The organism is Clostridium malenominatum, assembly GCF_039521365.1.
GTDB lineage: Bacteria > Bacillota > Clostridia > Clostridiales > Clostridiaceae > Clostridium_AW > Clostridium_AW malenominatum.
In genome coordinates, this window is sequence record NZ_BAAACF010000001.1 from 493,300 (window position 1) to 517,237 (window position 23,938).

Here is a 23,938-nt window from a genome sequence, read left to right on the forward strand (position 1 = left end):
TAAAATATTAAGAAGGCTATTCCAGCTTTAGGAATAGCCTTCTGCTATCTTAAGTCATCTAACAATTTAGTTTTATCTTGGGTTTTTTTATCAACATCTTTAATTATCCTAGCAGGGGCACCAGCCACTACTACCCTAGGGGGGACGTCTTCAGTAACCACGGAACCTGCCGCTACTACTGCTCCTTCGCCAATTCTAACTCCTTCTAGTATTACTGCGTTGGCACCAATCATAACATTATCTTCAATAACACAGGGGTCTTTGCTAGGAGGTTCTAATACACCGGCAATTACAGCACCGGCGCCTAGATGAACTCTATTACCTAATTTACCTCTAGCCCCTACTACAGCATTCATATCCACCATAGTATAATCTCCTATTTCTGCTCCTATATTAATAACTGCGCCCATCATAATAACTGCATGGTTACCTATTTTAACTTTATCTCTTATTATAGCGCCAGGTTCAATTCTAGCCTGTAGATTTATAATATCCATTAAAGGTATAGCAGAATTTCGTCTGTCGTATTCTAGTTTGTATTTAGTAATTTTATCTTTATGTTTATCTATAAAATTTAGTAGAACATTCTTCTCTCCAAAAATTATAAAGAATTCATTTTCTCCGTAAACGTCCATATTCTCAAAATCTAATCCATTTAAATGGCCACTTATATATGCCTTTATTGGAGTTGATTTACTGGTGTTTTTTATGTATGCTGCTAATTCATAAGGGTCATTTAAGTTATAATCCATAGAAATCCTCCTTCCATACTTAATGTATATAAAAAGTAATATATAATTATTATAATAATACCATAATAGAGAGGTGATTATGTATATGAATGATACTTTTATATCAAATTATATTAAAAATATTGAAATATCAGGAATTAGAAAGTTTTTTAATGAGGTTGCAAACTATCAAGAGGCCATATCACTGACTTTAGGTCAGCCGGATTTTCCTGTTCCTCAAAAAATAAAAGAGGAATTAATAAAAGCTATAGAAGAAAACAAGACAGGATATACTTCTAATATGGGTTTAATAGAGCTTAGAGAAGAAATAAGCGCATATTTAAGTGACTTAAATATAAATTATAATCCAGAAGAGATATGTTTAACAGTTGGAGGTAGTGAAGGGCTTTTTAATGTATTTATATCTCTACTAAATCCTAATGATAAAGTTTTAATACCTAGGATTGCTTATCCAGCTTATGAGAGTCTTACAAAGCTTACAGGTGCTATTCCTATATTTTACCACTTAAATGAAGATTTTAGTTTAAGAGTAGAAGAGATTGAAAGATTGGTTGAAAAAGAAAATCCAAAGATATTAGTTTTATCTTTTCCATCTAATCCAACTGGAGCTATATTAACCAAAGAGGAAAGAGAAAAACTTTTTCATATAATAAAGAATAATGATATAGTTGTTATCAGTGATGAAATATATAGTTCTTTGTGTTTTGAGGAAAAATATTATTCTATTTGTCAATGCAAAGAAATAAAAGATAAAGTTATATTAATTAGCGGATTCTCTAAAATGTTTTCCATGACAGGGCTTAGAGTTGGATATGTTTGCTCAATTGAACGATATATGAAACATATAGTTAAAGTTCACCAATATAATACTAGTTGTGCTCCCTCAATAGTACAGTGGGCACTTGCAAGAGGATTTAGAAGTTCATTAAAGGATACTCTACACATGAAAGAAGAATTTAAAAGAAGAAGAAATTATGTATATAAGAGATTGAGAGAATTAGGATTTGAAGTAAACTTGCCCCAAGGAGCTTTTTATATATTTCCTTCTATTAAAAAATACAACTTAAGTAGCGAGGAATTTGCCTTTAAGTTACTAAAAGAAGGTGGTGTAGCGGTAGTGCCAGGGTCTGCTTTTGGAGCAGGAGGAGAAGGCTTTGTAAGGATATCCTATGCTTATAGTATGGAGGAACTTCAGGAAGCTTTGGATAGGATTGAGAAGTTTATAAAAGCAAGGTTTTTAGGATAATAGATGTTTAGTTTTTTAGTTAGTGAAGAAACCCCTTTGGGAATTTCTGTTTATTAAAAAGAACTTTCCTTAAGGAAAGTTCTTTCATTTACTATTAACTAACAACTACTACCTATTAACTTAACTGAAGCATATCATCCATATTGTAAAGTCCAGGTGTTTTAGTTTTCATAAATTCACAAGCTCTAAGAGAACCTACAGCAAAAACTTCTCTGGATAAAGCAGAGTGTTTAATTTCTATATTTTCGCCGAGTCCTGCAAAAATTACATCGTGTTCACCAACTATGGTTCCACCTCTTACTGCATGTATACCAATTTCTTTTTCATCTCTTTTAGAAATTCCTACTCTTCCATAAGAGAATTCTCTTTCAACTTCTATAGATTCTTTTATAGTATTAGCCAGAAGTAGGGCTGTTCCACTGGGAGCATCTACCTTTTGATTGTGATGCTTTTCTATTATTTCAATATCAAAATCCTTGTATAATTTATTGCTTATAGTTTTTAAAATAGAATTTACTATATTTATACCTATAGACATGTTTGCAGATCTAAATATAGGTATAACCTTTGAAGTTTCATTTATTCTAGCTATATCTTCTTTACTATAACCAGTGGTACAAAGAACTAAAGGTGTTTTGTTTTTTAAAGAGTATTCTAATAGAGAATCTAGAGCTTCTGGTCTTGAAAAATCTAAAACCACATCTCCAGAAATATTAATATCTATCATATTTTGAAATATAGGATAAGAGCTTTTATAGTTAGAGCTCTTATCAACGCCAGCAATTATATTTATATTAGGAAAGGAATGAGAAACCTCAGTAATCACTTTTCCCATTTTTCCATTGCAACCATGTAAAATAACCTTAATCATTTTGATCCTCCGTAGTTTTAATTAGTTCATGTTTTTGAAGTTCCAGCTTTAATTGAGACAAATTATTTTTTTCCATATTACATAAAGGAAGTCTCAAATCTCCTACATTCATTCCCATAAGGTTCATTGCAGTTTTTACAGGGATAGGATTTGTTTCTATAAAAAGAGAGTTCGCTAAAGAGAGGGTATCCAATTGAATTTGTAGTCCTTCATTAGCTTTACCTTCCATATATAGCTCACACATTTGGTGGACTTCTTTTGGAATTATATTGGCTAGTACGGATATGACACCGTCCCCTCCTAAAGATAATATTGGTATAATTTGATCATCATTACCTGAATATATATGAATTCTGTCTCTTAAAAGAGCTTTCATTTGTGCAATTTGGCTGAGATCTCCACTAGCTTCTTTTATACCAACTACATTGTTACAGGAATCACAAATTTTAACTAAGGTCATAGGAAGTATATTCATGCCAGTTCTAGCTGGGACATTATATATAATGATAGGAATATTTACACTATCATTTATATATTTAAAATGTTCTAATAAGCCCTTTTGTGTAGTTTTATTATAGTATGGAGTTATAATCAAAAGACCATCTACACCAATATCTTCAGCCCATTTGCTAAATTTAGCAGATTTTATAGTGTCATTTGATCCTGTTCCAGCTATAACAGGAATTCTTTTATTAACTTTATCCACAGTAAATTTTATAGTGGCTTTTCTTTCCTCCTCGGACATGGTGGAGGCTTCTCCTGTAGTACCACAGACTATAATAGCATCGGTTTTGTTCTGAATATGCCACTCTAATAACTTTTCAAGTTTAGTAAAATTAACTTCGCTTCCATTAAAAGGTGTGATTATTGCTACTCCTGACCCTTTAAAAATTCTCATAATAAACCCCCATTTCATTTTTTATTATTAATTTTATATAAATTTATTCATTTATAATATATTGTGCAATTTGTATTGCATTTAAAACTATAATTTATTGCGTCTATGGAAATAATAACCATAGAATTATCTAGCTAAAAAGATTGAAATTTTCTGAGATTTTCCACATACAAGCTTAAATTTTATTAGAATATTTTTTCAGCTTATAACTGGCCTCTTTATTTTAAATTAAATATTGTAGTTTTCTCATAATTAAAAGTAGATAAACTTAGCTTTTACAACGAATACCGTTAATATAATACTTTCTTCCTATATTATATAACCTATATAGGTAAAATTGTATACTATTTATAAAGTTTTTAATAAAAGTTAAAATAGTATAAGAATGATTAAATTCAATATAAATATAACAGTGAATTAAAAAAATCTTTATTCAGAATAAAATAATGTAAACGTGAAATAAAAGGAAAAAAATGCAAGATGGCTGTAATTGACATGGAAAAAAAACTGTGCTAATATGATAAAAACAAATACACTTGTCCGTATTTGTACAATAATTTATTAATATATTGAAATTTTATGAATATTTTATTTATAATGTTATATTAATAAAGTAACAATAATTTATCCACTATAAGTTAATTAAGTTTATAAATAATTATAAGCTTAAAAATATTTAAAGTATAGAAAATTAAAGGGGGAATTCAATTGAAAAGCAAAAAAATACTCGCTGCTTTAGTTGCTGCTACTATGCTTATATCAACAGCATTAGTTGGCTGTGGCGGTGGTGACAAAAAACCTGCTGGCGATGCTACTAAAAAAGAACAAGCTATAACTTTGGTTGTATCTCCAAGTAAAACATTAGATTCATCAAAGGCTACAGATCAGATGTCAATGAATGCTATCAATGCTTTTACAGAAGGTCTTACAAGATACAACAATGACAATCCAGAAAAAGCTCTTGCTGAAAGCTGGACTTCTTCACCAGATGGTTTAAAATGGACATTTAAGCTAAGAGATGCTGAATGGACAGATGGAAAAAAAGTAACTGCTAAGGATTTTGAATATGCTTGGAAAAGACTATTGAATCCTGCTACAAAAGGACAATATGCTTCCTTCTTATTTGTATTAAAAAATGGTAAAGCATATTATGAAGGAAAAGTTACAGAAGACAAAATTGGAGTTAAAGCTGTAGATGAAAAGACTTTAGAAGTTGAATTAGAAAATCCAACTCCATATTTCTTACAATTAACTGCTTTTGCATCCTTATATCCATTAAGAGAAGATATAGTAAAAGCTGAAGGAGACAAATACGGTACCGACCCAAGTAAAATGGTGTTTAATGGACCATTCGTAATTGAAAATTGGGAAAGAGGTTCCAAAATGCAGCTTAAGAAAAATGACAAATACTGGGATAAAGCTGGTGTTACTTTAGATAAAGTTACATTCCAGGTTGTTGAAGAAATGCCAACTAGATACCAAATGCTTACAAGCAATCAGATAGATGTTACAGCTATAGTTGGAGAATATGTTCAAAAGATGACAGATGAAGCTAAAGCTGGAAAATATGCTGCTATTAAGGAAAATGATGTATCATCATTCTTTATGATATTTAACCAAGGAAGACCAGACTCAAATAAACTTTTAACTAATGAAAAGATAAGATTAGCTCTATCTTTAGCAATTGATAGGGATGCATATGTAAACAACGTTTATAAGAGAGGTTTTGCTGCCAATGGTTTAGTTCCAGATGGAATGAAATCAGGAGATAAAGAGTATAGAGCGGTTGTTCAAGAGCCGTTAAAAGCTTTAAATAAAAATCCTAAAGAATTATTCATAGAAGGATTAAAAGAATTAAAAATGGATCCAGATCCATCAAAGCATAAGTTAAAATATTTACCACAAGGAAGTGCTGCTACAGATAGAGCATATGCTGAATTCTTCCAAGCTCAATGGAAAGAAAAGATTGGTGTTAACTTCGAAATTCAATCATCAGCTGACTTCTCAGATTACCTAAAGAAGACAGAAGAAGGACAATTCGAAGTTGCTATATCAGGATGGGGTGCTGACTACAATGATCCTATGAGTTTCGTTGAATTATTCTTAAGTGAAAATGGAAACAACAACGGAAAGTTTAAAAATGCTGAGTACGATGAAATCGTAAGAAAGCTTGAAAAAGAAGCTGATTCAGCTAAGAGAACAGAACTATACAAGAGAGCTGAGCAACTTCTTGTTGTAGAAGAAGCTGGTATAGCACCAGTATTCTACAAAGATAAGAGAATGTTCCTACAAAACCATGTTAAGGGATTACAATTACCATCATTTGGTGGATTATATGAATTAAAATGGACTTCAATAGAAGGTAAATAATACTTGTTTTATAAAGCTACAACAGGATTTTCCTGTTGTAGCCTTTATACAGTTTATGATAAAATGTATAGAAAGAATAAAAGGGGCTTTTTTATTTTGAATTGGAAAACAATTATCCCTAATTTAAAAATGTTAGTGATAATTAATATATAGCACATGATGCGTTTTAAGGAGGGAGAAAATGTTTAAATATATATCTAAGAGAATAGGATATATGTTATTAACTTTATGGGTAGTTATTACAGTTACGTTTTTTTTAATGAATGCAATGCCAGGGGATCCTATATCCTCACAAACTAAACAGCTTCCACCACAAATTAGGCAAACTATAAGAGCTCAATATGGACTGGACAAGCCTGTAGGTGAAAGATATGTGGTTTACCTTAAAAATTTAGCCAGTGGAAATATGGGAGATTCATTTGTAAATCCAGGGATTTCTGCAAATAAATATATTCAAGAAAGGTTTCCTAACTCTGCAAGAATAGGATTGCAAGCAGTAGTTTTTGGGCTAACTATTGGACTTGTTTTAGGAATTATAGCTGCTTTTAAGAGAAATACTGCTGTTGATTATATGGTTATTTTTATTGCCATTTTAGGGGTATCTATCCCTAGCTTTGTTATGGCAGCTTTACTTCAAAAGTATGTTGGAGGGAAAGCTGGACTTCCTATAGCAGGGTGGTATAGTAGAGGAGATGAATTTTTATCAACTATTAAATTTACTCTATTACCAACCGTAGCTTTAAGTTTTTCTAGTATAGCTACTTATGCTAGATATATGAAAACCTCGGTTCTTGATGTAATAAATCAAGATTACATTATTACTGCTCAAGCAAAAGGTGTGTCAAGAATATCTATAGCTTGGAAACATGTTATAAGAAATGCTATTTTACCAATAGTTACGATTCTTGGACCACAAATTGCTGCGGTTATTACAGGTTCTTTTGTTATAGAAAGAATATTTGCTATACCAGGTCTTGGTAATGCTATGATAGATTTTATTGCAGCTAAAGATTACAACATGATAATGGGATTGACTATTTTCTACTCCTTTTTATATATTGTATCTTTATTACTTGTAGATATTCTTTATACATTTATAGACCCAAGAATAAGGCTGTCAGGCGGTAAGAAATAGGAGGTAAATATGGCTGAATTAAATAAAGATAAATTTCAGATAATAGGTTGCGTCAATTCAGATGCGGAAGCCATAGTTAGACCAAATTTAACATATTGGCAGGATGCATGGAGAAGATTAAAACAAAATAAGGTTGCTATTTTTTCCTTGATTTTATTAGGGGTAATTGCTATAATGTGCGCCTTTGGACCATGGATAGGTAAGTTAATTAGTGGCGTTGACTATTCAATACAAAATCATAACCCAGCTGCTTTAAATGCAAAGCCAGGTACTTTAAATATAAACAAAGAAGGTCAACAATTAGGAAAATATATATTTGGAACAGATAATTTAGGTAGAGATATATTTGGTAGACTATGGGTAGGGGGTAGAGTATCTATAGCCATAGGACTAGCAGGAACATTGATCGAAGTGTTTGTAGGTGCTATATATGGTGGAGTTAGTGGATACTTTGGTGGACTAGTTGACGATATTATGATGAGAATCGTTGAGGTTCTAAATAGTATACCATATATGATAGTGGTAATATTAATGGCGGTAATTTTTCAAAAACAAGGTATGGGTACAATATTACTTGCCCTTTGTATAACGGGATGGACAGGAATGGCAAGACTTATAAGAGGACAAGTTATGCAGCTTAAGGAATCAGAGTACGTACTTGCTGCTCAAGCACTAGGGGCTGATTCTAAGAGAATAATATACAAGCATTTAATTCCAAATACCATTGGAATAATAATAATTTACATGACTTTCGATATTCCATCCTTTATATTTGCAGAAGCATTTTTAAGCTTTATAGGACTAGGAATACAACCTCCTAATACAAGTTGGGGAGCTATGGCGGCTTTTGGACAGCAGGTTATGGACTTCTATCCACATGAGTTGTTATTCCCAGCTATAGCAATAAGTTTAACTATGTTATCATTTAACTTATTAGGTGATGGATTAAGAGATGCCCTAGATCCAAAATTAAGAAATTAGGAAGGAGGATACCTATGACAAAATTACTTGAAGTAAAAGACCTTAGAGTTTCATTCCACACATATGCAGGAGAAGTTCAATCAGTAAGAGGAGTATCCTTCGACTTAGAAAAGGGAGAAACTTTAGCCATCGTTGGAGAATCTGGCTGTGGAAAAACCGTTACATCAAAATCAATTATGAGATTAATTGCTACGCCTCCAGGAGAAGTAAAAGAAGGATCTCAAATTCTCTTTGAGGGAAAAGATATATTAAAAATGAATGATAAGGAATTAAGAGAGCTAAGAGGGGAATCAATTAGCATGATATTCCAAGATGCTATGACTTCTCTTAATCCTACTATGAAAATTGGAAATCAAATTGCAGAGAGCTTAATAATTCACAGAGGTATGAATAAAAAAGAAGCTTTAGAAGAAGCGATTAAAATGCTAAAACTAGTTAATATACCAAATGCAGAAAAAAGAGTTAACCAATACCCACATCAATTTTCGGGTGGTATGAGACAAAGAGCTATGATAGCTATAGCTTTAGCATGTAATCCAAAAGTCTTAATTGCAGATGAGCCAACAACAGCTCTAGATGTTACAATACAGGCGCAAATTATGGATCTTATAAAAGAGCTTCAAAATAAGTTAGGAACAGCTGTAGTTTTGATTACCCACGATTTAGGGGTAGTTGCTAACGTTGCTTCTAAGATTCAAGTTATGTATGCTGGTAAAGTAATTGAAAGAGGAACAACGGATGAAATATTCTTTAATGCAAAGCACCCATATACATGGGCATTGCTTAAATCAGTACCTAGACTGGATACTGGTCATAAAGATGAACTTTATTCAATACAAGGAACGCCTCCAGATTTATTGAAACCACCAGTAGGATGTCCCTTTGCATCAAGATGTGATTATTGTATGCAAATTTGTAAGGAAGAAATGCCGGAGGTTAGTAAATTAAGTGATACTCACAGCGTACATTGCTGGCTTCAGCATCCTTTAGCACCAAAGGTTGAAGCTCCAATTATAGGGGAGGTGCAAAAATAATGGAAAATAATAATAATGTTTTAATAGAGGTAAAAAATCTAAAAAAATATTTTAAAGTTGGCAAGAATGCAATTTTAAAAGCAGTAGACAATGTTAGCTTTAAAATAAAAAAAGGTGAAACCTTAGGATTGGTAGGAGAGTCAGGTTGCGGAAAGACAACTTGTGGCAGAACAGTTTTAGGACTTTATGGAGCCACAGATGGACAAGTTTTTTTTGAAGGAACAGATATCCACAGTCTTAAAGGAACAGAAAAAAGAGAATTTACTAAGAATGCTCAAATAATATTCCAAGACCCATATGCATCTTTAAATCCAAGAATGACAGTTGGGGAAATAGTAGCAGAAGGTATAGATATCCATGGACTATATACAGGAGAAAAGAGACAACAAAGAATTTATGAACTTCTAGAGTTAGTTGGGTTAAATAAAGAACATGCCTCAAGATTTCCTCATGAGTTTTCAGGGGGACAAAGACAGAGAATAGGTATAGCTAGAGCATTGGCTGTTGAGCCTAAGTTTATAGTTTGTGATGAACCTATATCAGCTCTTGACGTATCCATTCAAGCTCAGGTTGTAAATTTATTAATTAAGCTTCAAAGAGAGCTTGGATTAACCTATTTATTTATAGCTCATGATTTATCTATGGTTAAGCATATATCTGATAGAGTAGGAGTTATGTATTTAGGCACTATGGTGGAATTAACATCGAGTAAGGAACTTTATGCAAATCCTAAGCATCCATATACTCAAGCATTACTATCTGCTATTCCAATACCTGATCCAGAGGTGGAAAAAAATAGACATAGAATTATGCTTGAAGGGGAAGTACCAAGCCCAATAAATCCTAAACCAGGATGTAGATTTGTGGCTAGATGTAAATATGCTAAGGAAATATGTTCACAAGAAATACCTGAACTTAAAGAAGTTTCAAAAGATCACTTTGTAGCTTGTCATCTATTTAATGAATAATTAAAAATAAGAGTGAGGTAACCCTCTCTCTTATTTTAGTTTTTAGTTATATAGTTTTTTAGATGAATAGATTATAGATAAAATTCCTATGGAATTTTTATTGTTGTAGAAATTCCATAGGAATTTCCTCATATAGCACATGAAAGAAAGAGTTGTAAAATTATAGAAGATTAGAATGCTTTGTGAAATCAGAGATTCTAGAATTTTACAACCTTTATTATATTCATGAATAAATTAATCCCTTCCTGTAAAAAATACTTTATAGGGAGGGATTTGTATGGGAAAGACACCACTTAAAAAAGTTATTAAAGAAAAATTGAAAGCTAACAAAGAATTAACTGAAATGGAACAGTTAAGAGAGAAAATAAAATATGAAATAGCTGATGAATTGGGACTTAGAGATAAAGTAGAAAAACTAGGTTGGAGTTCCTTGACCTCTGAAGAAACTGGGAGAGTCGGAGGTTTAATGACTAAGAGAAAAAAAGAATTAAATATACCTAAAAATATTGACTTGCAGAAAGATAATATATAATATTTAATCTGTACCATTAAATTCACAAAGGAGAAACTTTCATGAGCTGCTATAGCAATTTTGCAAATATATATGACGGTTTAGTAAAAGAGGATATCGATTATTTTAAATGGTCAGAAATTATTTTAGATTATTGTAATAAATACAAAATAAATAGGATGAATTATTTAGATTTAGCTTGCGGTACTGGAAATATTACCGAAATTATAGGAGAAAATTTTTCAGATGTTTGGGGGGTAGATTTATCCCCAGACATGTTATCAGAGTGTGAAATAAAACTAAGAGAGAAAAATATACTGGGAAATCTAATATGCCAAGACATAGTAGAATTAGATTTATCAGGGAAAAAATTTGATTTGATAACCTGTTGTTTAGATTCTGTTAATTATATATTAGAATATGAGAATTTAATTGAGTTTTTTAACAGGGTATGTCTTCATTTGAATGAAGGTGGATTATTTATATTTGATATGAACTCATATTATAAACTATCTAATATATTGGGTAACAATACTTATACCTACGATGAAGAAGATTTATTCTATGTATGGGAAAACGTTTTTGAAGAGGAGATAGTGGACATGTATTTAACTTTTTTTTTAAAGAAGGGAGAAAGTTATAATAGGTTTGATGAAGTCCACAGGGAAAGAGCTTATAGAGAAGAGGAAATAGAAAGAGCTATCCAAAAAAGTAAATTAAATATACTTCATATACTAGATAACTATGAAAAGAATTATATAAAAGATACTACGGAAAGAATAGCCTATGTAATAGGCAAGTAATTTATTTTGGAGGTAAACAAATGGGTGATAAATTAGTTAGAGCTATCGCAAAAGATGGTGAGATAAGAATAATAGGAGCTATTACTACAGACTTAGTAAATGAGGGCGTAAGGATACATAATTGCAGTGCTACAGCAGCAGCAGCCTTAGGTAGAATGTTAACAGCTGGTGCACTGATGGGAGCTATGTTAAAGTCAGATAAAGACAAACTTACCATTCAAATGAATGGTGGAGGAGAGGCAAAGGGAGTTATAGCAACTGCTTATCCTAATGGTCAAGTTAAAGGATATATAGGAAATCCAGCAGTAGATTTACCTGCAAACATTAGAGGAAAGTTAGATGTAGGAGGAGCTATAGGAAAAGATGGAACTCTTACAGTAATAAAAGATATTGGGTTAAAGGAGCCATATGTAGGTCAAGTTCCAATTTATTCCGGAGAAATAGGAGATGACTTAGCGTATTACTTTACAGTATCAGAACAAACTCCTTCTGCTGTTGGATTAGGAGTTTTGGTTAATGAGAACTTAAGTATTAAAGCTGCTGGAGGATTTATAATACAAATGATGCCTGGAGCAGGAGAATTAACAGCAGATTTTGTAACTTATAGACTTGAAGAAGTGGCCTCCATAACAGAATTTATAGACAGAGGTATGTCTATTGAAGAAATATTAGAATTTATCTTTGAAGATATGGATTTAAAAATATTAGATAGTTTCACTCCTGAATATAAATGCAATTGTTCAAGGGAAAAGGTTGAAAGAGCGTTACTAAGTATTGGAAAAGATGATTTGCAAGAATTATATGATGATAATAAAACTGAAGAGTTAAAATGTGAATTTTGTAACAGTAGTTACCAATTCACTAATGAAGAGATTGGAAGAATATTAAGAACTTTAAATGAAAATAAATAATTGAGAATGTGATAAAAAAATAACTTGTAATATTAAATAAAAAGGAATATAATTTTATTGAACTTAATAATAATTTTAGGTGCTGTAATAGTTTAAAAGAGAAAGTGGTAAAAATCCACTGCAGCCCCCGCTACTGTATAAGCGAACGAATCCCGCATCCACTGGAGTTTTTCTGGGAAGGAGGGAAGAGAATGATGCTTGAGCCAGGAGAACTGCCTAAAATTGAGTCGATTTTGTTCTTCGGAGGGAAGAGAAAATATATTGAGGATTATAATACCTCTACCTTTGGGTAGAGGTAATTTTTTTTTATTGAGGAGGATACATATGATATTATTAGAGCAAACCTTAAAAAACATATCGTCAGGAGACAAAGAGGCAATTAAAAAGGCATGGGAAAGAATGGATAGTTTAAGCAAACCTATAGGAAGCTTAGGCAAATTAGAAGAAATTGCAGTAAAGATAGCAGGAATAACTGGACAGGTTAAGAATAAAATAAACAAGAAAAATACAATTATAATGTGTGCTGACAATGGTGTGTGGGAAGAGGGAGTTTCAGCTTGTCCTCAAGAGTTAACTGCAATAATAACAGATAATTATACCAAAGGAGTAACAGGAATAGGAGTATTATCTAAAAATGTAGGAGCAGATATAACTGTAGTTGATATAGGAGTAAATGGTAATTTTAATAATGACAAAATAATTAATAAAAAAATAGCCTACGGAACTAAAAACATAGCAAAGGAATCTGCAATGACAAGAGAAGAAGCTATTAAAGCTATTGAAGTAGGTATAGAAATAGTGGACAACTTAGTAAAAGAAGGATATGATTTGTTTGGCACTGGAGAAGCTGGAATGTGCAATACTACAACCAGTGCTGCAGTTATTAGTGTTTTTTCTGGAATGGATTCAGATTCTATTGTTGGAATGGGTTCAGGACTTACGGAAGAAGGCTTTATTAATAAAAAGAGAGTAGTAAAGGAAGCTATTAAGCTTAATAATCCAGATATAAAAGATCCTATTGATGTAATAGCTAAGGTAGGGGGATTTGATATTGCAGGACTTTGTGGATGCTTTTTAGGGGCAGCTAAAAATAGAGTACCTATAGTAATTGATGGAATAATTTCTTGTGCCGCAGCACTATGTGCCTATAAACTTAATACAAGAGTAAAGGACTTTATGTTTCCGTCACATCTCTCAGCAGAGCCTGGATCAAAATATGTAATGAATGAAATTGGTTTAAAACCATGTTTGGATATGCAAATGAGATTAGGGGAAGGATCAGGTTGTCCCCTACAATTTTCCATTATAGAATCAGCTTTGGCAATAATGAATGAAATGGCAACTTTGCAAGAAGCAAGCATAGAAGATAGTGAATTTTTGGTGGACATTAGGAAATAGTTTTTTAGGTTTTTAATGTTTTAGTTATTTAGTTTTGGTAGAAATCCATTGAGGGATTTCTTCCTTAACTAATTAAATATTCAAGTAGTGAACTAAAAAACTGGAAGACGCTAAGCATTTTCCTAGTTGACAAATTACCAATTGGCTTATATAATAGAAATTGTGTTTAAGCGATAATTTAAGTATGGCTCGATAGCTCAGTCGGTAGAGCAGAGGACTGAAAATCCTCGTGTCCCTGGTTCGATTCCTGGTCGAGCCACCATACATGCGGAAGTGGCTCAGTGGTAGAGCGTCACCTTGCCAAGGTGAACGTCGCGGGTTCGAGTCCCGTCTTCCGCTCCAAATTTTACGGCGCTATAGCCAAGTGGTAAGGCAGAGGTCTGCAAAACCTTTATCCCCAGTTCAAATCTGGGTGGCGCCTCCAAAACAAAAGCATTCAAACTTTAGTTTGAATGCTTTATTTGTCTTTTAAGGATACTGTAAATAATGATCCCCTATCTATAAGTTTACCCTTCCTTAAGTAGATTGGTTCTACCCCATGCTTATGAAGAAAGGTAATTACGTCTTTTCCATGAGAGTAGTAATTCAAGTCTCCAAAAAAAGCTAATCTATTTTCATCGAGAAGTCCAGAGCATCCTCCAATAAACCCATAGTCTAGCCCCGGTAAGGATATATCGCCTGGTGGAAGTAGTAATACATCAAAATTTTCAACCTCTAAAGTTCTTGCAATGGCGATATCGCTAGTGATTATGGCATTATCATTAACTATGGCAGTAGAGCACTTGGTGTATCCTTGTTTTACATTTATTAATTTTTTATGTTTAGTCATTTCCAATAATACTTCATCTGTATATTTAATATTGTGGATAAAATAGCTTTTTAAATTAACAGCATTCAATTTAATATTTAAAGGATATTTACTTCCCAGGCTATCTTTACACAAAGATACTTTAAAATTTAAGGATGTAAAAAAATTAAAAAAAGAGTTTTCTATGTCTTTGTGAAGAATTATATTTTCATTGTCTACGATATGCATTAAAATATCTGGATGACCGCATATTGCCTTATAAATATTAGGATTAGGAGGGCATTTAATGGGTTGAAAACCTAAATTTAATAAATTAATTTCTTCTTCATCATCAATTCGATAATCGACTATTGCATAATTTTTCATAAAAACCTCCATACTATCTTATATTAATTTTAAATTATAATTAACTTATTGTCGATATTTATGTTCTTTCATTATGAATATAGCTAATAATTAAACACATACTATTTATAGAAAGGAGTGAGGAATATGCAATGTTTTAAGCTTATATACGAAAAGGATTTTGATGGACTAATAGAAGAATTGGAAGAAATGAGAGAGTATTTTAAATCTAGGCATATTGAAATAGGTATCGCTGAGAGTATGGAAGATAAAACTCACTTCATAAATATATATTTTCCAGATAAGAAGATTGAAGAAAAAGCGTTAAATATATTTCATCATCATATAGGAAATATATTATATAAAGCTTTAATAGAAGAATTTGATGAAAAATGCATGATAGACTTTATTACAGAAGCCTATTTTTTTCTGAATGAAGATGAATTAAGAGATGTAAGAATTAAAAGTTTAAATATACTTAATAATGATAAGCTCCCGATAAATGATAATAATATATTTTATATAAATAGAAAAAACGAGTTGATAGATAAAATTATTGAGTGTATAGCGGATAAAAATGAAATCAACATAAAAGGATTTTTAACTTTTAGAATTAAACCTCTTAGGGATGAAATAGAGAAAATAATAGATAAGATAGTAGAAGAGTATTTGATTGAAAAGGAATATAATGAATTTATTAAGCTTTTAAAATATTTTGTTGAGATACAAGATAGTAGAATTGAATTAGTTAATATAATTATTAAAGAGGATGGAAATTATAGTGTGTTAGACGGTGAAGGAAATAATATTATGGATGAGTTTGCTAAGGATTTTATAAATAATCAAATGGCAAGTGCCATAAATGTAGAAGATATTTTGATTAGTGGTCTTATAGCATACTGTCCTGAAAAAATAGTTATTCATGGTAGTAAAAATTCTAGGAATAATGAAATCATAAATACTATAAAAAATGTTTTTTTAAATAGAGTGTCTTTTTGTGAAAATTGTAAAATGTGTTTTGCTTCAATTAGCAAAAGAGGCGTTAAAAGATAAAAGCAAAGATATTGACAATTAAAGATATTGAGAATATAATTATTAAAAGTAAATAAAAGCTATGACAAGGAAGAGTAGATAAGTAAACTGTTAAAAGAGATGAAAACCCATAGGCTGAAAGGTTTTCTTACCAGCAATTATTGAAAACCACCTTTGAGCTGAATGCTGAAAATAAAGTAAGCAATTCCGTAGCCTGCGTTAAAGGAACAGAGAGGATAGTAGTAACTATCAACTTGGGTGGAACCGCGATTGAATCGTCCCATTATTTGGGAGGATTTTTTGTTTTTTGAAAATATTTAAATTAATATATGGGAGGTAAAACATGGTTAAAGTAACTTTAAAAGATGGAAAAATACTTGAAATAGAAAAGGGAGTTAAGGTAAGTGAAATTGCAATGAAGATTAGTCCAGCTCTTTATAAAAAAGCTGTAGGGGCTAAGATTAATGGAGAAAGTGGAGATTTGATGACTCCAGTAGAAGAAGATATAACCTTAGAGATTTTAACTTTTGATGATGAGGATGGAAGAAAGACATTAAGGCATACAGCTTCACATATACTAGCTCAAGCAGTAAAAAACTTATATCCAAATACAAAATTAGCTATAGGACCAGCTATAGACAATGGTTTCTATTATGATTTTGACACAGATGTTATATTTACACCTGAAATGTTAGAAAAAATAGAAAAAGAAATGGAAAAGATCATAAAAGAAGATTTAGCTTTAGAAAGATTTGAATTACCAAGGGATGAAGCTATAAAGTTCATGAAAGAAAAGGGAGAAGACTATAAGGTAGAATTAATAGAAGATTTACCAGAAGGAGAAACAATATCCTTTTATAAAGAGGGAGAATTTGTTGATTTATGTGCAGGACCTCATGTTCCATCTACAGGAAAAGTTAAAGCAGTAAAACTTCTTTCAGTAGCAGGTGCCTACTGGAAGGGAAGTGAAAAGAATAAGATGCTTCAAAGAATATATGGAACAGCTTTTACTAAGAAAAGCGACTTAGAAGAATATTTAAACATGTTAGAAGAAGCTAAGAAGAGAGATCATAGAAAGATAGGTAAGGAATTAGAATTATTTACTATATATGAAGAAGGTCCAGGTTTTCCGTTCTTTTTACCAAAAGGAATGACTGTAAGAAACTTGTTAGAATATTTCTGGAGAGAAAAGCATATAGAAGCTGGGTATCAAGAAATAAAGACTCCAATAATACTAAATGAGCAATTATGGCATCGTTCAGGACATTGGGATCACTATAAAGAAAACATGTACTTTACAAAAATAGATGAAGAAGATTTCGCAGTAAAGCCAATGAATTGTCCAGGGGCAATTTTAACTTATAAAAATTCATTACACTCTTATAGAGAATTTCCTTTGAGACTGGCAGAATTAGGATTAGTGCATAGACATGAGTTATCAGGTGCTCTTCACGGTATGATGAGAGTTAGATGCTTTACACAAGATGACGCTCATATATTTATGACAAGAGACCAAATCAAAGATGAGCTTTTAAAGGTTATAAAATTAATAGATGATTTCTACAAAGTATTTGGATTTGAATATCATGTAGAACTTTCAACAAGACCAGAAAACTCCATGGGCAGTGATGAAGATTGGGAAGTAGCAACTAATGGATTAAAAGATGCATTAGAAGAAATAGGTTTACCTTATAAGGTTAACGAAGGAGATGGAGCCTTCTACGGTCCTAAAATTGACTTCCATTTAAAAGATTGTATAGGAAGAACATGGCAATGTGGTACAATTCAACTTGACTTCCAAATGCCAGAAAGATTTGACTTAAGCTATGTTGGACCAGATGGAGAAAAACATAGACCGGTAATGGTTCATAGAGTTGTATTTGGAAGTATTGAAAGATTCATAGCTATCCTTATTGAAAACTATGCGGGTGCTTTTCCTGCTTGGCTTGCACCAATTCAAGTTAGGGTTATGAATATAACAGATAGCCAAAAAGAATACGCAAATGGAGTAGTAAATAAACTAAAGAACTCCGGAATAAGAGTTGAAATGGACGAAAGAAATGAAAAGATTGGATATAAAATTAGAGAAGCGCAGCTTAAGAAAATTCCTTATATGATAGTAATAGGTGATAAGGAAATGGCAGAAGAAAAGGTAGCTGTAAGATCAAGAAAAGGTGGAGATTTAGGTTCTATGGACTTAAGCCAGTTTATATCCCAATTAACTGAAGAAATAAACAATAAAAATGTTTAAAGTAGTTGTTGACAAAAAATAAATATGATAGTAAAATATATTATGTTAAGAAGAAACTAGCCGTTTCTCACCTTACAGTAATGCTAGTAAGGTTAAGAATTAAAAGTATGTGATTTATGTACTTTGATAATGTTCGTATTTTATGGGACGGCTAAGAGCCGTCCTTTTTTTATATTCTTTATTTTAACACCTGGGAGGTGAATGGTATTAATAAAGATTTCTTAGTAAATGAAGAGATTAGAGCAAAGGAACTTAGGGTTATAACAGATGAAAATGAGGCATTAGGAATAATGTCATCTGCTGAGGCTCTAAAGATTGCTGAGGAAAAAGAACTAGACTTAGTAATGATTGCTCCAACAGCAAATCCGCCTGTTTGTAAGATAATGAATTTTGGAAAGTTTATATATGAACAATCCAAAAAGGACAAAGAGGCAAAAAAGAAGCAAAAGGTTATAAGTCTAAAAGAAATCAGATTAAGCCCAACTATTGAAGAGCATGATATAGAAATAAAAACAAATCATGCTAGAAGATTTTTACTTGATGAAGATAAAGTAAAAGTCACAGTAAGATTCAGAGGTAGAGAGGCAGATTACGCTATTTCAGGGCATAAAATATTAAACTTGTTTCTGTCAAAGATTGAAGATGTATGTGTGGTTGAAAAACCAGCTAAATTAGAAGGTAGAAACATGACGATGGTTTTAGCCCCTAAAAAAGCATAAATATTGAGAGGAGGAACACATTATGCCTAAAATGAAAACCCACAGAGGTGCAGCAAAAAGATTTAAAGTTACAGGAACTGGTAAGTTAAAGAGAGCTAAAGCTTTTAAGAGCCATATATTAACAAAGAAGAGTTCTAAAAGAAAAAGAAATCTTAGACAAACTGGCTATGTATCAGAAACTCAAGAAAAAGCAATGAAGAAGTTATTACCATATCTATAAGATAGAGTTGGAAGAAGGAGGTTACGTTAAATGGCAAGAGTTAAAAGAGCCGTACACGCTCGTAAAAATCATAAAAAGGTACTTAAACTTGCAAAAGGATACTACGGTGGAAAAAGCAAGTTATTTAAAACAGCTAATGAAACAGTTATAAGAGCATTAAGAAATGCTTATGTTGGAAGAAAGTTAAAGAAGAGAGACTTTAGAAAGTTGTGGATAGCAAGAATTAATGCAGCTACAAGAATGAATGGATTATCCTATTCAAGATTCATGAATGGAATCAAGCTTGCAGGTATAGATATCAATAGAAAAATGTTATCCGAAATAGCTATAAATGATCCTAAATCTTTTGCAGATTTAGTTGAAATAGCAAAAGGAAAATTAAACGCTTAATATATAAATGCAGCCTTTATTGCTGCATTTTTGCTTTTTAGTTTTTTAGGTTTGACAATATATATATGCGTGTTATAATGTTTCATAAATTAAAGTGTACTACGAGGTGCATAAAATGAAGGTTAATATTTATAAAAATTTAAAGCTTACTCCAGTTCAAATATTAGCAATAGGTTTTGCGGTGGTAATCTTAACAGGAGCCTTTTTGTTAAATTTGCCTATAGCAACGCAAAGTGGAGAGAGAACACCATTTATAGATTCAATTTTTGTAGCAACTTCAGCTACCTGTGTTACAGGACTTGTTACTGTAGATACTGGTACCCATTGGAGTTATTTTGGTAAGACTGTTATTATGTTTTTAATTGAAATAGGAGGACTAGGATTTATGTCCTTTGCTACCTTAATTGCTCTATTATTAGGAAAGAGAATTACTTTGAAAGAAAGATTAGTAATGCAAGAAGCACTAAACTCTTATTCTATTCAAGGATTGGTTAAAATGGCTCAATATGTGTTGATGTTTACATTTTCAATACAATTAGGTGGAGCATTACTCCTATCTACTCAATTTATACCTGAGTTTGGACTAGGTAAGGGAATTTATTACAGTGTATTCCATTCCATTTCTGCCTTTTGTAATGCGGGGTTCGATTTGTTTGGTAATTTTCAAAGCTTAACTAAATACTATGATAATCATGTTATTATTTTAACAATATCCTCTCTAATTATTATTGGTGGATTAGGATTTTATGTTTGGCAGGAAATTTATAACTTTAGAGGATTAAGAAAGTTATCTTTGCATTCAAAAATAGCACTATCTGTAACGGGATTTTTATTGTTATTTGGTACAATATTAATGTTTATATTAGAATTTAATAATCCAGGTACTATGAAAAATATGTCCTTCAAAGGGAAGGTTTTATCTTCCATTTTTGCCTCTGTAACCCCTAGAACTGCTGGATTTAACTCCATATCAACAGCGGATATGAGCACAGCAGGAAAGTTTTTAACTATAATATTAATGTTTATAGGTGGTTCCTCGGGTTCTACAGCAGGTGGTATAAAAGTTACTACAGCAGGATTACTTGTATTAACTGTATTGTCTATTGTTCGAGGAAGAGAAGATACAGAGATTTATAAGAAAAGAATATCTAAGGACACTATATATAAATCTTTAGCAATTACGGTAATTAGTCTAGGACTTGTAATTTTCGTGACCATGGTACTATCTATAACAGAAACTGGAGTTTCATTGGAATACTTGCTTTATGAGGCTACATCTGCCTTTGCTACAGTGGGTATGACATTAGGGCTTACAACAGAATTGAGTTTTACAGGTAAGGCGATTATAGTCTTTACCATGTATGCAGGAAGAGTTGGTCCTTTGACTTTATTCTTAGCTCTGTCGAGAAGAAAGGTTTCAAATAATATTAAATATCCAGAAGAAAAGATATTAGTTGGGTAGGAGGGTAATTTAAATGGTAAAAAAACAATTTGTAGTTATAGGTTTAGGTAGATTTGGAAGTTCTGTGGCTAAAACTTTATATTCACTTGGAAATGATGTATTAGCTGTAGATTCTAATGAAGATATAGTTCAAAATATATCAGATAATGTTACTCATTCTGTGCAATTAGATGCAACAGATGAACATAGTTTGAAATCCTTAGGAATTAGTAATTTTGACGTAGGGGTAGTTACTATTGGTTCAGATATACAGGCTAGTGTAATGGCAACTTTAATAGTTAAAGAATTAGGTGTTAAGTATATAATTGCAAAAGCTAACAGTGAGTTACATGCCAAGGTTTTATATAAAATAGGAGCAGATAGAGTTATATTGCCAGAAAGAGATATGGGAGTGAGAGTAGCTCATAATCTAGTTTCTGCAAATATTTTAGATTATATTGAATTGTCACCAGAGTATAATATAGCTGAAATAGTAACTCCAAAGGAATGGCATGGAAAAAGTTTAGAGGATTTAAATTTAAGAGCTAAGTATGGAATAAATGTAGTTGCAATTAAAAGGGGTAATGAAATAAATGTAACTCCGCCAGCAAATGGAGAAGTTGAAGCTGGAGATATTGTGGTTGCTATAGGAGAATCTGAAAGCTTAAATAAATTAGAAGATTTAATTTCTAAATAAAGGGTGAATGGGTTGGAATTTATAGCTAGTAAAGATAATTCTTTATTTAAAGAATTAAAAAGATTAAAAGAAAAAAAACATAGAGTTAAAGAGGGAAAGTTTTTAGTAGAGGGTTTTAGATTTGTCGAAGAAGCCTTAAACTCAGATTTTACCCTTTCTCATATTATCTTAAGCGAAAGCTCAAAGGATAAATATGTAGAATTGGAACTTAAAAATAGAGTGAAGGATCATACTAAAATCTATGTCCTAGGGGAAGCTTTATTTAAAACTCTAAGTGATACAGAAAATCCACAGGGCATATTAGCTGTACTGGAGAACAAGAAAAGGGAAATAGAAGATAATTTTGGCTTTTATGTATTAGCAGATAGGGTTCAAGACCCAGGCAACATGGGAACCATAATAAGAACAGCTCATGCAGCGGGTGCATTGGGGGTTATAACTACAGAGGGAACAGTAGATATTTATAATGATAAAACCCTAAGATCTACCATGGGTTCAATATTTTATATTCATATTTTAGAAAATAAAGATTTAGATTTTCTAAAAAGCTTGAAAGAAAAAGGATATAACTTTTTAGTTAGCTCCCTAGAATCTAAAAATAACATTTATGATTTAAATTTAAAAAATAAAAAGTTGGTAATATGTATTGGCAATGAGGGAAATGGTATAAGCCAAGAAGTATTTAAATTAGGAGATGAAAACTTTAAAATACCTATGCCAGGGGGAGCGGAGTCTTTAAATGCAGCAATAGCTGCTGCGGTAATCATGTTTGAAATTGTTAGACAAAATACAATTTAGCATTGACAATTAACTTATAAATATGTAGAATTTTGAATTGAAGATGTAAAATATAATAATTAAACGTTGAAGAAGAGAGTAAATATAATAATTATTTCAGGGAGAAGAGGCCTTGACTGAAAGCCTTTTTACTAATTGTTATATTGAAGTTCCCTTTGGAGTTCTAATTGTGAATAATTGAAGTAGCAATTAGCGGGTAATAACCGATAAATTAAAAGAGATGGGTATATTATACCAATCAGGGTGGTACCGCGGATATAAGTTCGTCCCTATTTAGGGAGGGGCTTTTTTGTTTTAAAAAAATATATTGAAAGGAGAATTATAAAATGAGAGAAAAATTAGAATTAATAAAAGAAAGTGCTTTAAGTGAACTGAAAAGTATAGAAAATAAAGCTGATTTAGAAGGAATAAGAGTTAAATACCTTGGTAAAAAAGGAGAGCTTACGCAAATATTGAGAGGTATGGGCGGATTAAGTAATGAAGAAAGACCAATCGTTGGAAAGTTAGCAAATGAAGTAAGAGAGGTAATAGAAAATTTAATTGAAGAAGCTTTAAATGATATAAAGACAAAGGAAAAGAATTTAAAATTACAAAATGAAACCATAGACATATCAATGCCTGGAAAAAGAAAAACTTTGGGTAAAAGACATCCTTTAGATCTAACATTACAAAGTATGACAGATATATTTATTTCTATGGGATTTACTATTGAAGAAGGTCCAGAAGTTGAATTAGATTATTATAATTTTGAAGCTTTAAATATACCTGAAAATCATCCAGCAAAGGGTGAGCAGGATACATTTTATATAAATGATAAAATAGTTTTAAGAACTCAAACTTCACCTATACAAATTAGAACCATGGAAAACGAAAAGCCACCAATAAAGATGATCGCTCCTGGTAAGGTATATCGTTCAGATGCAGTAGATGCTACTCATTCACCTATATTTTATCAGATGGAGGGCTTAGTTGTAGACAAGGGAATAACCTTTGCAGATTTAAAGGGAACTCTTGAAATGTTTGCAAAAAAGATGTTTGGAGATAAGGTGAAAACCAAATTTAGACCTCATCATTTTCCATTTACAGAACCTTCAGCAGAAATGGATGCTACATGTTTTGTATGTAATGGAGAAGGCTGTAGAGTTTGTAAAAGCAGTGGATGGATTGAATTATTAGGTTGTGGGATGGTTCATCCTCAAGTACTTAGAAATTGCGGAATAGACCCTGAAGTATATAGTGGATTTGCCTTTGGCTTTGGTGTTGATAGAATGGTAATGCTTAAATATGGTATAGATGACATTAGATTGCTTTATGAAAGTGACATGAGATTTTTAAATCAATTTTAATAGGATGAATGGA

At 31.7% G+C, this 23,938-nt stretch carries 23 protein-coding genes, 3 tRNA genes, 1 riboswitch and 3 other annotated features; of the genes, 22 read left to right on the plus strand and 4 right to left on the minus strand.

All coding sequences use genetic code 11. The features are described 5' to 3' along the window. Positions 1 to 44: 44 nt before the first annotated feature. A complete protein-coding gene (gene dapD / locus ABDZ69_RS02500; protein ID WP_343766145.1) occupies positions 45 to 752 on the minus strand; it encodes a 2,3,4,5-tetrahydropyridine-2,6-dicarboxylate N-acetyltransferase in 708 nt (235 codons plus the stop codon). A gap of 85 nt (positions 753 to 837) precedes the next feature. Here dapD and ABDZ69_RS02505 point away from each other — a divergent pair, with 85 nt between their 5' ends. Continuing rightward, a complete protein-coding gene (locus tag ABDZ69_RS02505) occupies positions 838 to 1,998 on the plus strand; it encodes a pyridoxal phosphate-dependent aminotransferase (RefSeq protein WP_343766148.1) in 1,161 nt (386 codons plus the stop codon). A gap of 115 nt (positions 1,999 to 2,113) precedes the next feature. On the opposite strand, the gene dapB is transcribed toward ABDZ69_RS02505, so the two are convergent. After that, positions 2,114 to 2,869 carry a 4-hydroxy-tetrahydrodipicolinate reductase gene (dapB, locus tag ABDZ69_RS02510; protein ID WP_343766151.1) on the minus strand — a complete coding sequence of 252 codons (756 nt, stop codon included), beginning with the start codon at positions 2,867 to 2,869 and terminating at the stop codon, positions 2,114 to 2,116. After that, entirely contained in the window at positions 2,862 to 3,767 is a 906-nt protein-coding gene (gene dapA, locus ABDZ69_RS02515; protein ID WP_343766154.1) for a 4-hydroxy-tetrahydrodipicolinate synthase, read from the minus strand. Before dapA ends, dapB begins: the two co-directional genes overlap by 8 nt. Positions 3,768 to 4,475: 708 nt before the next feature. Here dapA and ABDZ69_RS02520 point away from each other — a divergent pair. From ABDZ69_RS02520 to ABDZ69_RS02575, 12 genes are all read left to right on the plus strand, one after another. Further along, entirely contained in the window at positions 4,476 to 6,137 is a 1,662-nt protein-coding gene (locus tag ABDZ69_RS02520) for a peptide ABC transporter substrate-binding protein (RefSeq protein ID WP_343766157.1), read from the plus strand. A 181-nt stretch (positions 6,138 to 6,318) separates the two neighbouring features. Next, positions 6,319 to 7,272, plus strand: coding sequence for an ABC transporter permease (locus ABDZ69_RS02525; protein WP_343766160.1), 954 nt, complete (start codon positions 6,319 to 6,321; stop codon positions 7,270 to 7,272). 9 nt (positions 7,273 to 7,281) lie between these two features. Continuing rightward, on the plus strand, positions 7,282 to 8,253 hold the full coding sequence (locus ABDZ69_RS02530) for an ABC transporter permease (protein ID WP_343766163.1): 972 nt from the start codon (positions 7,282 to 7,284) through the stop codon (positions 8,251 to 8,253). 14 nt (positions 8,254 to 8,267) lie between these two features. After that, complete coding sequence (locus ABDZ69_RS02535; protein WP_343766166.1) at positions 8,268 to 9,287, plus strand: ABC transporter ATP-binding protein; 1,020 nt, start codon at positions 8,268 to 8,270, stop codon at positions 9,285 to 9,287. Continuing rightward, on the plus strand, positions 9,287 to 10,255 hold the full coding sequence (locus tag ABDZ69_RS02540; protein ID WP_343766169.1) for an ABC transporter ATP-binding protein: 969 nt from the start codon (positions 9,287 to 9,289) through the stop codon (positions 10,253 to 10,255). The genes ABDZ69_RS02535 and ABDZ69_RS02540 overlap by 1 nt, the downstream gene beginning before the upstream one ends. Positions 10,256 to 10,532: 277 nt before the next feature. Beyond that, positions 10,533 to 10,787 (plus strand): alpha/beta-type small acid-soluble spore protein, encoded by a 255-nt coding sequence (locus ABDZ69_RS02545; RefSeq protein ID WP_343766172.1) that lies wholly within the window; start codon positions 10,533 to 10,535, stop codon positions 10,785 to 10,787. A gap of 41 nt (positions 10,788 to 10,828) precedes the next feature. Beyond that, positions 10,829 to 11,569, plus strand: a complete 741-nt coding sequence (locus ABDZ69_RS02550) for a methyltransferase domain-containing protein (protein ID WP_343766175.1) — start codon at positions 10,829 to 10,831, stop codon at positions 11,567 to 11,569. A 20-nt stretch (positions 11,570 to 11,589) separates the two neighbouring features. Next, positions 11,590 to 12,480, plus strand: coding sequence for an Hsp33 family molecular chaperone HslO (gene hslO, locus ABDZ69_RS02555; protein ID WP_343766177.1), 891 nt, complete (start codon positions 11,590 to 11,592; stop codon positions 12,478 to 12,480). A 60-nt stretch (positions 12,481 to 12,540) separates the two neighbouring features. After that, positions 12,541 to 12,714: riboswitch (cobalamin riboswitch) on the plus strand. Between the two features lie 90 nt (positions 12,715 to 12,804). After that, on the plus strand, positions 12,805 to 13,878 hold the full coding sequence (gene cobT, locus ABDZ69_RS02560) for a nicotinate-nucleotide--dimethylbenzimidazole phosphoribosyltransferase (RefSeq protein WP_343766179.1): 1,074 nt from the start codon (positions 12,805 to 12,807) through the stop codon (positions 13,876 to 13,878). Positions 13,879 to 14,064: 186 nt separating this feature from the next. Next, positions 14,065 to 14,140 (plus strand) — tRNA-Phe (locus ABDZ69_RS02565). 5 nt (positions 14,141 to 14,145) lie between these two features. Next, a tRNA-Gly gene (locus ABDZ69_RS02570) sits at positions 14,146 to 14,220 on the plus strand. A gap of 8 nt (positions 14,221 to 14,228) precedes the next feature. After that, positions 14,229 to 14,302, plus strand: a tRNA-Cys gene (locus tag ABDZ69_RS02575). 33 nt (positions 14,303 to 14,335) lie between these two features. Here ABDZ69_RS02575 and ABDZ69_RS02580 read toward each other — a convergent pair. Continuing rightward, the gene (locus ABDZ69_RS02580) at positions 14,336 to 15,052 is read right to left on the minus strand and encodes a DUF6873 family GME fold protein (protein ID WP_343766182.1); all 717 of its coding nucleotides are present in this window, start codon (positions 15,050 to 15,052) and stop codon (positions 14,336 to 14,338) included. A gap of 126 nt (positions 15,053 to 15,178) precedes the next feature. Here ABDZ69_RS02580 and ytxC point away from each other — a divergent pair, with 126 nt between their 5' ends. From ytxC to pheS, 9 genes are all read left to right on the plus strand, one after another. Further along, the gene (gene ytxC / locus ABDZ69_RS02585) at positions 15,179 to 16,084 is read left to right on the plus strand and encodes a putative sporulation protein YtxC (protein WP_343766184.1); all 906 of its coding nucleotides are present in this window, start codon (positions 15,179 to 15,181) and stop codon (positions 16,082 to 16,084) included. Between the two features lie 52 nt (positions 16,085 to 16,136). Beyond that, positions 16,137 to 16,349, plus strand: a binding site (T-box leader). A gap of 57 nt (positions 16,350 to 16,406) precedes the next feature. Continuing rightward, entirely contained in the window at positions 16,407 to 18,314 is a 1,908-nt protein-coding gene (thrS, locus tag ABDZ69_RS02590; protein ID WP_343766187.1) for a threonine--tRNA ligase, read from the plus strand. A 41-nt stretch (positions 18,315 to 18,355) separates the two neighbouring features. After that, positions 18,356 to 18,490 (plus strand) — a sequence feature (ribosomal protein L20 leader region). A gap of 21 nt (positions 18,491 to 18,511) precedes the next feature. Next, entirely contained in the window at positions 18,512 to 19,033 is a 522-nt protein-coding gene (gene infC, locus ABDZ69_RS02595; protein ID WP_343766190.1) for a translation initiation factor IF-3, read from the plus strand. 22 nt (positions 19,034 to 19,055) lie between these two features. Next, positions 19,056 to 19,253 carry a 50S ribosomal protein L35 gene (gene rpmI / locus ABDZ69_RS02600; protein ID WP_343766193.1) on the plus strand — a complete coding sequence of 66 codons (198 nt, stop codon included), beginning with the start codon at positions 19,056 to 19,058 and terminating at the stop codon, positions 19,251 to 19,253. A gap of 30 nt (positions 19,254 to 19,283) precedes the next feature. Next, positions 19,284 to 19,643, plus strand: a complete 360-nt coding sequence (gene rplT, locus ABDZ69_RS02605) for a 50S ribosomal protein L20 (RefSeq protein ID WP_343766195.1) — start codon at positions 19,284 to 19,286, stop codon at positions 19,641 to 19,643. Positions 19,644 to 19,758: 115 nt separating this feature from the next. Continuing rightward, positions 19,759 to 21,105: a TrkH family potassium uptake protein gene (locus ABDZ69_RS02610; RefSeq protein ID WP_343766198.1), complete on the plus strand. Its 1,347-nt coding sequence runs from the start codon at positions 19,759 to 19,761 to the stop codon at positions 21,103 to 21,105. A gap of 13 nt (positions 21,106 to 21,118) precedes the next feature. Further along, positions 21,119 to 21,781, plus strand: coding sequence for a potassium channel family protein (locus ABDZ69_RS02615; RefSeq protein ID WP_343766201.1), 663 nt, complete (start codon positions 21,119 to 21,121; stop codon positions 21,779 to 21,781). A 12-nt stretch (positions 21,782 to 21,793) separates the two neighbouring features. After that, complete coding sequence (locus ABDZ69_RS02620; protein WP_343766203.1) at positions 21,794 to 22,579, plus strand: TrmH family RNA methyltransferase; 786 nt, start codon at positions 21,794 to 21,796, stop codon at positions 22,577 to 22,579. A gap of 57 nt (positions 22,580 to 22,636) precedes the next feature. Then, positions 22,637 to 22,853 (plus strand) — a binding site (T-box leader). A 52-nt stretch (positions 22,854 to 22,905) separates the two neighbouring features. Next, positions 22,906 to 23,925: a phenylalanine--tRNA ligase subunit alpha gene (gene pheS / locus ABDZ69_RS02625; protein WP_343766206.1), complete on the plus strand. Its 1,020-nt coding sequence runs from the start codon at positions 22,906 to 22,908 to the stop codon at positions 23,923 to 23,925. The last annotated feature ends 13 nt before the right edge of the window (positions 23,926 to 23,938 follow it).